This window comes from Kitasatospora sp. NPDC001119 (assembly GCF_053598475.1).
Window position 1 is genome coordinate 19,582 of the sequence record NZ_JBSFKI010000072.1, and the last position, 9,337, is coordinate 28,918.

The window sequence follows — 9,337 nt, forward strand, 5'->3', positions numbered from 1 at the left end:
CGCCGCATCAGCTGAGCGCCCGTCGCCGGAGCGGCCCAGCAGCCACCGCCGGATCAGCCCCGGGGCCCGCCGATTCGGCCCCGGGGAGCCGCCGAATCAGCCGAGCGGGCGGCAGAGCAGCGCGGCCGGGGCCCCGTACTGGAGGCGCTGCCAGGTGGACGCGACGCCGGCCAGGTACTCGCCGTCCGCGCACTGGCCCTTGTAGCGGCCCGGCGCCCAGTCGCTCGCCACCGAGCCGCCGGTGGCGGGCCGGTTGTCGCCCCGGTCGAACCAGACCGTGCGGCCGGTCAGCGGCAGCGGACCGGCCGCCGGGGCGCAGAGCAGGGCGGCCATGGCGTTGGCGCGCACGCTGTAGCCGACCGCGAAGCTGCGGTCGGGGCACTGGAGCTTGTCGTAGCCGGACGCCCAGTCCCCCGCGGTGACGTAGCGCCCGTCGGTGACGGTGGTCCAGTCGCCGCCGCCCACGGCCGGCTCGCCCGCGTCGGTGCACAGGGCCCGGCTGTCGCCGCGGGCGAGGGCGGTCAGCCGCAGGCCGTCCGGGCAGTCGCCCTTGCGGTTGCCGGGGCTCCAGTCCGGGCGGGCCAGCATCCGCCGGGAGAGGACCTGGTCGGCGTGGTCGAGGGCGAGCATGCTCCAGTGGTCGACGGCGGGCACCGGGCCGCTCGCCGACGGCGCGCCGACCAGCCGGGTCCAGTCGGCGGCCCGCCAGTCGCCGGGGTCGGTGAGGCCGGTCCGGGCGCCGTCCGGGCCGTAGGAGAGCAGCGCCCAGCTGTCCTGCGGCCGCCCGGCGGCGTCGGCCCAGCCGACCAGCGGCCAGACGGCGAAGTCGGTGTCGCCGCGCACCAGGATGTCGGTGAACGCGTGCAGCCAGGCCTGCTCCTTGGCGTCGGTCGAGCCCCGGCCGCCCGCGCCGAACTCGCTGATCCACACCGGGGCGGTGAAGTGCTGCCCGGCCCGGGTGACGAACAGCGCCTGGTCGTCCACCACCTGGGCGAGCTGCTCGGGGGTGAAGTCCTGGTAGCGCGGGTCGCTGGTGGATCCCGGGCCGCTGCCCGCGCCGGTGTTGGCCGGGCCGGTGTAGCCGTAGAAGTGCGCGGCGTAGACCAGCTTGCCGGAGTCGATCAGGGTGTGGGACAGATTGCGCACCGGGGTGAGCATCGGGCGGCCGTGGCTGAACCCCGCGGCGGGGATGCCGTACCAGTTGATGCCCTCCATGACGACCAACAGGTCCGGGTCGGCCCGCAGGATGCGGTTGCCGGCTTCCTCGAAGGCGGCGTACTCGTCGTGGGCGTCGCCGAGGCCCCAGTTGGGGTCGTCCCAGGTGTCCCGGCGGACCTCGTTGCGCAGGTCGACGCCGACCACCCGCTTGTCGGCCTTGTAGCGGTTCACCATGAACAGCCAGTCGTCCTCCCACTGCGCGGTGGACTGGCCGCTGTTCCACCGCTCGTTGCCGTCCAGGCCGCAGCAGAAGCGGTAGCTGGTGGTGTGGTTGTTGAGGATCACCGCGAAGCCGTCGGCGGTCAGCGCGGCCACCACGGCGTCGAACACCTGGAGCGGGGTCCGGCCGCGCAGCTGCGGGTTGGCGGCGACGGCGGAGTCCGGCACGGGGGCGGTGTCGTGGATCATCGCGTTGGCGAACGGCAGCCGGACACTGTTGAGACCCAGCCCGTGGAAGTCGGCCAGCAGCCGGGCCACCGACACCCGGTCCAGGCCCAGCGGGAGGTTGTGCGACACCTGGCCGGCCTGGTTGTTCGCCGGGTCGTCGGTGCTACCGCTGCCCTGCCAAGTCCCTTGGGCTCCGGCCCAGTTGGCGGCCTTCAGCTTGAAGCGGTCGCCGTCGGCGTCGACGATGTAGCGCCCCCGGGTGCTCAGCGGGCCGGTCCAGGACGCGGCGAGCCGGGCCCCGGCTCCGCCGTCCGGCGCCGCGATGCCGGGGCCCGCAGCCAGCACGGCGAGCACCGGCAGGGCCGCGACCAGGGCGAGCAGGCGCGCCGCGAGACTCTTCATCGTCATCCCCGCTGTGGTGAGGTGGCTCGGGCCGGCACCCGGCGCTCGGGCGCGCCGTCGGCGAGAACGACAATATGACGGAACCTCATGTTCCGGGAGGGTGCGTGCGGCGGCGCTTCCCCGGCGGCCCCCGCTTCAGTCCTCGCCGTCCTCCCCCGGGCCGTCCTCGGCGCGCTGGTCCTCGGTGCGCCCGGCCCGCCAGTAGCCCATGAAGCAGACCGCGCGCCGGTCCATCCCCCGCTCGCCAACCAGGTGGCGGCGCAGCTCGCGCACCGAGGCCGCCTCGCCCGCGATCCAGGCGTACGGCCGCCCGTCCGGCAGGTCGGCGGCGCGCACCGCCCCGGTGAGGCCCGGCGCGCCGGAGCGGCGGTGGAGCCAGACGGTCTCGACTCCCGCTCGCTGGGCCGGGAGGTAGGCCTCCTCGGCCGGCCCGTCCACCTCGGCGAAGACCCGGACCGGCAGGTGCGCGGGCAGTTCCTCCAGGATCGCGGCGATGGCGGGCAGCGCCGACTCGTCCCCGGCCAGCAGGACCCAGCCGGGGTCGGCGGGCAGCCGGAACTCCACGCCGCCTGCCTCCTCGACGGCCGGTCCGCAGACCACCACCCGGTCGCCGGGCGTGGCCGTGGCGGCCCACCGGGAGCCCGGGCCGAGGTCCCCGTGCACGGCGATGTCGATGTCGATCTCGTCGGGGTCGCGGCGTTGGCCGCGGACGGTGTAGGTGCGCAGCACCGGGCGCACCCGCGGGTCGGCCTCCCGCCAGCTCTGGTACCAGCCGAAGTCGCCGTCGCCGGGCGGGATCAGCGGCTCGGACTGCCCGGGGAGCGGCAGCAGCAGCTTGATCCGCTGGTCGAGGCCGCCGTTGACGAACCCGGTGAGACTCTCACCGGTGAGCGTGACGCGGACCAGGTGCGGGGTGAGCCCGGCGGTGCGGGCGACGCGCAGGGGGAAGAGCGCGAAACGGGCGGGAGCGGTGACGGTGGACAGGGCGGGCTCCTTCCAGCGAACGGGCGGACGCCGCGGCCGTGCCGGTCCGTACGTCCTCGACGCGCACCGCAGCTTAGGTGAGGCTAACCTAAACTCCGCGTCGTGGACAGCCGCCCTGGCTCACCGCCCTGGTCCGCCGTCAGTCGCCGTTCCCGTCAGTCGCCGCTCCCGGCCGCCACCGGGTCGGTGATGCCGCCGGGCGAGGCCTCGCCCCGGACGTCCCAGCCGGCCAGGCGGGCCGCGGGCTCGTAGACGGACTCGTAGAAGTCCAGCACCACGGCACGCGGGTCCTCCCGGCCGCGGACCTCGTCGTACGGCAGGACGGCCAGGTGGCTGCCGCTGCGCTCGACCCAGCGGGCGGCACCGGGCCGGAGCGGGCTGTCGGCCAGGCCGGCGGGCTCGGGGGCCGCGTAGGAGTAGAAGGCCGGGTCCGGGAAGGAGTCGTCGCCGAACCAGAAACCGGAGCTCACGACCTCGCGGGAGTAGGCCTCACGGGTCACCGGGTCGACGGTCCGCGGCTGTTCGATCACCCGCCCGGAGAACCGGGTGACGGCGATGTCGAAGGTGTGCCAGAAGTGGTGCACCGGGCTGATCTTCCCGCAGAAGCCGGCGGCGAACTCCTCCAGGAGCAGGTTGACCTGGCTCAGCACCTGCCAGTAACGGTTGACCCAGAACGGGTCGTAGGCGGCGTGCTCGGTGTCCTCGGTGAACGGCCGGCCGGCGTCGGGCAGGTCGAACGGGAACGGGTGCGAGACCGTGACCGGCACGCCGACCGCCGCGAGGGAGTCGAGCGTACGGCGGTAGAACGACGCCACGGACTGCCCGGTGAGCGGGAACGAGGCCGTGCGGCCGTCCGAGGAGGAGACCACCAGCCGGTGGTCGACGAAGTCGAAGTCGACGCAGAAGGTCCCGCCCCCGTCCAGCACCGCCATCGGGCGGGTGGTGATGCCACGCCCGGTGAGGTGGTAGGGGACGTTCCACCAGTGGTTGCGCCGCACGCTGCACGCCAGGCGGATCTTGCCGACGACCTGGGCGAAGCGGTGGACCGTCGCCTTGGAGTCCTGCCACTGGGCCAGCGGGATCGGGGGGAACAGCTCCATGAGGGCCACGCTAGGCCGGTGGGGGCCGCCCCGCATCCGCACCCGGGCGTCGCACGGCCTCGGCCGGCGCGCCCCGCCGGGGGGACGCGCCGGCCTCGGTCCGACCTTGTTCCGGACCCGTCAGAGGGCGCGCGCCCTCGTCCAGGCGGCCTCGCGCAGCAGCCGCAGCCCGTTGAGGCCGACGATGACGGTCGAGCCCTCGTGGCCGAGCACGCCCAGCGGCAGCGGGAGGGTGGCGACCAGGTCCCAGACCACCAGGGCGGTGATGAACACCGAGGCGATCACCAGGTTCTGCACCACGAAGGACCGGGCCCGCCGGGAGAGCGCCACCACGGCCGGGACGGTGGCCAGTTCGTCACGGACGATCACCGCGTCGGCGGTCTCCAGCGCCAGGTCGGAGCCGGCCCGGCCCATCGCGATGCCGGTGTGGGCGGCGGCCAGCGCGGGCGCGTCGTTGACGCCGTCGCCGATCACCAGCACCTTCCGTCCGGCCGCCTCCCGCTCGCGGACGGCGGCGACCTTGTCCTGCGGCAGCAGCCCGGCCCGGATGTCGGTGATGCCGACCTCGGCGCCCAGGTGGGCGGCCGCGCGGGGGTTGTCGCCGGTGAGCAGCATCGGCGCGGTACCCGTGAGGGCCGTCAGCGCGGTGACGGTGGCGGCGGCGTCCGGGCGCAGCCGGTCGGCGATGCCGAGCACGCCGACCGGGACGCCGTCCGCCTCGACCAGCACGGCGGTGCGGCCGGCCTCCTCCAACTCGGCCGCCAGCGCGGCGGCTTCGGCGCACGCGGCGTCGGTACGGCCGTTGATCAGCCGCGCGGGCGCGCCGACCGCGACCACCCGGCCGTCGACGGTGGCGGTGACGCCGACGCCCGGGGTGGAGCCGAAGTCCTCGGCGGCGGCCGGGGTCAGGCCGCGGTCGCGGGCGGCGTCGACGACGGCGCGGGCGAGCGGGTGCTCGCTGGGGTGCTCGGCCGCGGCCGCCAGCGCCAGCAGCTCCGCCTCGGCGAGGCCGGAGCCGGTGAGCGGCCGGAGGTCGGTGACGCGCGGGGTGCCCTCGGTGAGGGTGCCGGTCTTGTCGAGGGCGACGGCGTCGACCTGGCCCAGACGCTCCATCACGACGGCGGACTTGACCAGGACGCCGTGCCGTCCGGCGTTGGCGATGGCGGAGAGCAGCGGCGGCATGGTGGCCAGCACCACCGCGCACGGGGAGGCGACGATCATGAAGGTCATCGCCCGCAGCAGCGAGCCGGTGAAGGCCGCGCCGAAGGCCAGCGGGACGGCGAAGACGGCGAGGGTGGCGGCCACCATGCCGAGCGAGTAGCGCTGTTCGACCTTCTCGATGAACAGCTGGGTGGGCGCCTTGGTCTCGGAGGCCTCCTCGACCAGCTGCACGATCCGGGCGATCACCGTGTCCGAGGCGTCCCGCTCGACCCGCAGCCGCAGCGCCCCGGTGCCGTTGAGGGTGCCGGCGAACACCTCGTCGCCGGGCTGCTTGGCGACCGGCAGCGGCTCGCCGGTGATGGTGGCCTGGTCGACCTCGCTCGCGCCGTCGAGCACCCGCCCGTCGGCGCCGATCCGCTCGCCGGGCCGGACCAGCACGGTGTCCCCGACGGCCAGCCGCTCGGTGGGCACGGTCTCCTCGCCGCCGTCGGGCAGCAGCCGGGTGGCGGTGGCCGGGGCGAGGTCGAGCAGTCCGCGCACCGAGTCGGCGGTACGGGCGGTGGCCAGCGCCTCCAGGGCGCCGGAAGTGGCGAAGATGACGATCAGCAGCGCGCCGTCCATGACCTGCCCGACGGCGGCGGCGCCGAGCGCGGCCACGATCATCAGCAGGTCGACGTCGAGGGTCTTCTCCCGCAGCGCCTGGAGCCCGGCCCAGCCGGGTTCCCAGCCGCCGGTGGCGTAGGCGAGGGCGTACAGCGGGCCCCAGGTCCAGGCGGGGGCGCCGGTCAGCTGGAGCGGCAGCGCGACCAGGAAGAGCACCGTCGCGGCGGCGGCCCAGCGGGCCTCGGGCAGCGACAGCACCCGGGTGCGCCGCCGGGGCGCGGTGTCCGGACGCGGCGCGCCCGGGGACGCGGGGCGCTCGGTCAGGGTGGTGGAGGACATGGCGGACGGGACCCTTCGGGGCAGGCCTGGGCAGGGCGGAGCCGGTGACTCACTCACGATACATGAACATATGAAGGCCCCTTCATCTATCAGTTGTAGTATTGCCCGCATGGGTCATGGAGCCACCCCCGCCACCGCCGTCCCGCACACGCGCCTGGACGCCACCAGCGCTGCCCGGGTGGCCACCACCCTGCAAGCCCTGGCCACACCCTCCCGGCTGCTGATCCTCTCCCGGCTGCGCGAGGGCCCCTGCGCCGCCACCGAGCTCGCCGCCGAGGTCGGCCTGGAGCAGTCCGCCTGCTCCCACCAGCTGCGCCTGCTGCGCAACCTCGGCCTGGTCATCGGCCGGCGCAACGGCCGCCAGGTCGTCTACGCGCTCTACGACAACCACGTCGCCGCGCTGCTCGACCAGGCCGTCTACCACATCGAGCACCTGCGCCTGGGACTCAGCGACGCCGACGACCCCCAGGACGCGGACGAGCCGGTCGGCACCGCCACCCGCTGAGCACCACGGGCCCGCCCGCGTCGTCCGCTCGCAGCCGTCCTCGGCCGCCCCCAACCGTTCTCAGCCGGACGCGTCGGGAACCGGCCTCCGGGACACCTCGGGACCGATCCGCACCCGCCGGGCCAGCAGGTCCGCGAAGGCCACGGTGAGCGGGTCGGGACGGGTACGGGTGTACGCCGTGAGGGTGCGCAGGACCGGGGGGTCCGGGCGCAGCAGCGCGCCCTCGAAGTGGGCTGGCACGATGTCGGCCGGCACCAGGGCGGGCCCGAGCCCCGCCGCGGCCAACAGCGGTGCGGCAGAGGTCTGTTCGGCGCGGATCGCCGCCCTGGGATGGAAACCCGCCCGGGCGCAGACCTGGTCGAGCAGGTCGGCGAGCCCGTTGTCCGGGGCGTAGTGGACCCAGTCGCGGTCGGCGAGTTCGGCCAGGCCGACCGTACCGGCGGGACGGTCGGCCAGCGGGTCCTCGGCGGGCAGCACCACGGTGAACTCCTCGACGCCGAGTTCCCTGATCGGCCCCTCCCAGCCGGTGGGCACCGGGCCGATGGCGAGATCGGCGCGCCCCTCGGCCATGGCCTCCCGGAGCCGGTCGGCGTGGGCGTACTCGCGCAGCCGGATCCGCACGCCGGGGTGCAGGCGGCGCCAGTCCCGCAGCACGGGCGGCAGGACGCCGAGGCTCACCGAGTAGACGACGGCGACCTCCAGCTCGCCCTCCTCCAGGCCGGCCGTCCGGCGGGCCGCCGCGTGCAGGCGTTCGGCCTCGGCCAGCGCGGCGCGGGCGTGCGGCAGGACCGCCCGGCCCGTCGGGGTGAGCCGTACGGCGCGCGGCAGGCGCTCCAGCAGCGGGCCGCCGAGGGCGACCTCCAGGGCGCGGATCTGGTGGGAGAGGGCGGGCTGGGTGACGTGCAGCTGTTCGGCCGCCCGGGTGAAGGATCCGGTGTCGACCACGGTGGCCAGATATTCGAGCTGTCTGAGCGTCGGCATTGCCATGAACAGATTTTATCGCTGCGGTAGATAACAAGCCTTGGACTCATCATCGCTGGTCGGGAGAGGGTCGTGGTGCGGCCGCCGACGGGAAGCAGCGGGCGGCCGATCCCCCGATGATTCGAAGGAGTTCCGCCATGTCCGACACCACCTCCCTCCAGGGTCAGCGACTCGTCGTGGTCGGTGCGGGTTCACGCACCGGCCAGGCCCTCGCCAAGGCCGCCTCGGCGGACGGCGCCACCCTCGTACTGGCCGGCCCGGACCCGCGCAAGCTGGAGTGGACGGCCGGGGAACTGTCCGGGCCGTCCGAGGTGATCGCCCTGGACATCGCCGACGAGCGGTCCATCGCCGACTTCGCCGCCCGGGCCGGCCGCTTCGACCACCTCGTCTCGACCGCCGCGATGCCGGCCAACGGCCCGCTGCGGGATCTCGAAGCGGCCGACGTCCAGCGGGCGTTCGCGGCGAAGGTGATCGGCCCGCTGCTGCTGGCCAAGCACCTGGCCGGGCAGGTCTCCGCGAGCGGCTCGTTCACCTTCTTCTCCGGCGTGGCCGCGTGGCGTCCGGCGCCCGCGCGCACCGTGATGGCCACCACCAACGGCGCACTGGCCTTCCTGGTGCAGGCGCTGGCGGTGGAGATCGCGCCGGTCCGGGTCAACGCGGTCTCCCCCGGCATCGTCGACACCGGCTCCTGGGACGGCCTGGGCGCCGACAAGGAGGCGTTCCTGCGCGGGGTCGCCGAGCGCAACCCGGCCCGACGCGTCGGCACCCCGGAGGACCTGGTCAAGGCCGTCCGCTACGCCATCGACAACCCGTACGTCACCGGCACGGTGCTCCACGTCGACGGTGGCGGCCGGCTCGCCTGACCTCCGGCCCGCCGCGGCCGACGCGGTGTCACCCCTCCCCCGGCACGCCCGCACCCGCGGGCGTGCCCACCCCGATCCGAGGAACCGGTCCCATGAACTCGCGCACCCTGATCCGCACCACCGCCGTCCTCGCGACGGTGATCGGCCTGGCGGCCGGCACCGTGGCGGCCGCCCCCGCCCGCGACACCGGCCGCCACGACTCCGCACACGACTGGCCACAGCGCCTGATCGACCGTTCGCCCGACCTCGTCCAGCCGAAGGCCCTCACCGTGGACCACTCGATCGGCGCCCGGCGCGCCGCCCAGGAGGTCCACCTGGCACAGCAGTTGTACACGTTCTGGAACACCGGGCAGCAGCGCTACCTGGACGCGGCGATCAGCCCGCACTTCCGGGACAACACCCTGCCGCCCGGCCGTCCGCAGGGCCCCGCCGGGCCGCTCCTCGCCTCGGATAGCTTCCGCGCCGCGGTGCCGGACCTGACCTGCGAACTCTCCGACCTCCTGGTCACCGGCGACAGGATCACCGCCCGCCTGGTCTTCCGCGGCCACTTCACCGGCACCTTCGACGGCGTGCGGGGCCAGGGCCAGAGCGTCGACTTCAACGCCATCGACATCCAGCACGTCGGCACCGACCGGATCACCGAGGACTGGCACATCGAGGACAACACCGCCCTGCTGGCCCAACTGGGCGTTCGTGCCTGACGCCGCCCGGTCCCTGACTGCCAAGGTCGCGTGGATCGCCGGCGCGGTGATCGGAATCGAGGATTCGCCGCGGCGCCGGACGATGCTGATGAA

The 9,337-nt window shown here is 74.7% G+C and carries 8 protein-coding genes; 3 read left to right on the top strand and 5 right to left on the bottom strand.

Annotated features, from left to right (window positions below; all coding sequences use genetic code 11):
• Window positions 1–96: 96 nt before the first annotated feature.
• From ACWDD9_RS42455 to ACWDD9_RS42470, 4 genes are all read right to left on the bottom strand, one after another.
• The gene (locus ACWDD9_RS42455; protein ID WP_449814616.1) at window positions 97–2,013 is read right to left on the bottom strand and encodes a glycoside hydrolase family 5 protein; all 1,917 of its coding nucleotides are present in this window, start codon (window positions 2,011–2,013) and stop codon (window positions 97–99) included.
• A gap of 129 nt (window positions 2,014–2,142) precedes the next feature.
• Complete coding sequence (locus ACWDD9_RS42460; RefSeq protein WP_449814620.1) at window positions 2,143–3,063, bottom strand: siderophore-interacting protein; 921 nt, start codon at window positions 3,061–3,063, stop codon at window positions 2,143–2,145.
• Window positions 3,064–3,146: 83 nt separating this feature from the next.
• Window positions 3,147–4,091 carry a DUF5996 family protein gene (locus ACWDD9_RS42465; RefSeq protein ID WP_449814617.1) on the bottom strand — a complete coding sequence of 315 codons (945 nt, stop codon included), beginning with the start codon at window positions 4,089–4,091 and terminating at the stop codon, window positions 3,147–3,149.
• Window positions 4,092–4,211: 120 nt separating this feature from the next.
• Window positions 4,212–6,194 (bottom strand): heavy metal translocating P-type ATPase, encoded by a 1,983-nt coding sequence (locus ACWDD9_RS42470; protein ID WP_449814618.1) that lies wholly within the window; start codon window positions 6,192–6,194, stop codon window positions 4,212–4,214.
• A 109-nt stretch (window positions 6,195–6,303) separates the two neighbouring features.
• Here ACWDD9_RS42470 and ACWDD9_RS42475 point away from each other — a divergent pair, with 109 nt between their 5' ends.
• Complete coding sequence (locus ACWDD9_RS42475; RefSeq protein WP_074003144.1) at window positions 6,304–6,699, top strand: ArsR/SmtB family transcription factor; 396 nt, start codon at window positions 6,304–6,306, stop codon at window positions 6,697–6,699.
• A gap of 60 nt (window positions 6,700–6,759) precedes the next feature.
• Here the strand turns inward: ACWDD9_RS42475 and ACWDD9_RS42480 are convergent, their stop codons facing one another.
• Window positions 6,760–7,686 (bottom strand): LysR family transcriptional regulator, encoded by a 927-nt coding sequence (locus ACWDD9_RS42480; protein ID WP_234348613.1) that lies wholly within the window; start codon window positions 7,684–7,686, stop codon window positions 6,760–6,762.
• A 131-nt stretch (window positions 7,687–7,817) separates the two neighbouring features.
• Between ACWDD9_RS42480 and ACWDD9_RS42485 the strand changes: the two genes are divergently transcribed.
• A complete protein-coding gene (locus ACWDD9_RS42485; RefSeq protein WP_049657846.1) occupies window positions 7,818–8,543 on the top strand; it encodes an SDR family oxidoreductase in 726 nt (241 codons plus the stop codon).
• A gap of 92 nt (window positions 8,544–8,635) precedes the next feature.
• Window positions 8,636–9,244, top strand: coding sequence for an ester cyclase (locus tag ACWDD9_RS42490; RefSeq protein WP_049657844.1), 609 nt, complete (start codon window positions 8,636–8,638; stop codon window positions 9,242–9,244).
• Window positions 9,245–9,337 lie beyond the last annotated feature (93 nt).

Bases quoted from the DNA above. Each gene is read 5' to 3' on its own strand.
- ACWDD9_RS42455 (WP_449814616.1), bottom strand. From the start codon at position 2,013: ATGACGATGAAGAGTCTCGCGGCGCGCCTGCTCGCCCTGGTCGCGGCC.
- ACWDD9_RS42475 (WP_074003144.1), top strand. From the start codon at position 6,304: ATGGGTCATGGAGCCACCCCCGCCACCGCCGTCCCGCACACGCGCCTG.
- ACWDD9_RS42470 (WP_449814618.1), bottom strand. From the start codon at position 6,194: ATGTCCTCCACCACCCTGACCGAGCGCCCCGCGTCCCCGGGCGCGCCG.
- ACWDD9_RS42480 (WP_234348613.1), bottom strand. From the start codon at position 7,686: ATGGCAATGCCGACGCTCAGACAGCTCGAATATCTGGCCACCGTGGTC.
- ACWDD9_RS42485 (WP_049657846.1), top strand. From the start codon at position 7,818: ATGTCCGACACCACCTCCCTCCAGGGTCAGCGACTCGTCGTGGTCGGT.
- ACWDD9_RS42490 (WP_049657844.1), top strand. From the start codon at position 8,636: ATGAACTCGCGCACCCTGATCCGCACCACCGCCGTCCTCGCGACGGTG.
- ACWDD9_RS42465 (WP_449814617.1), bottom strand. From the start codon at position 4,091: ATGGAGCTGTTCCCCCCGATCCCGCTGGCCCAGTGGCAGGACTCCAAG.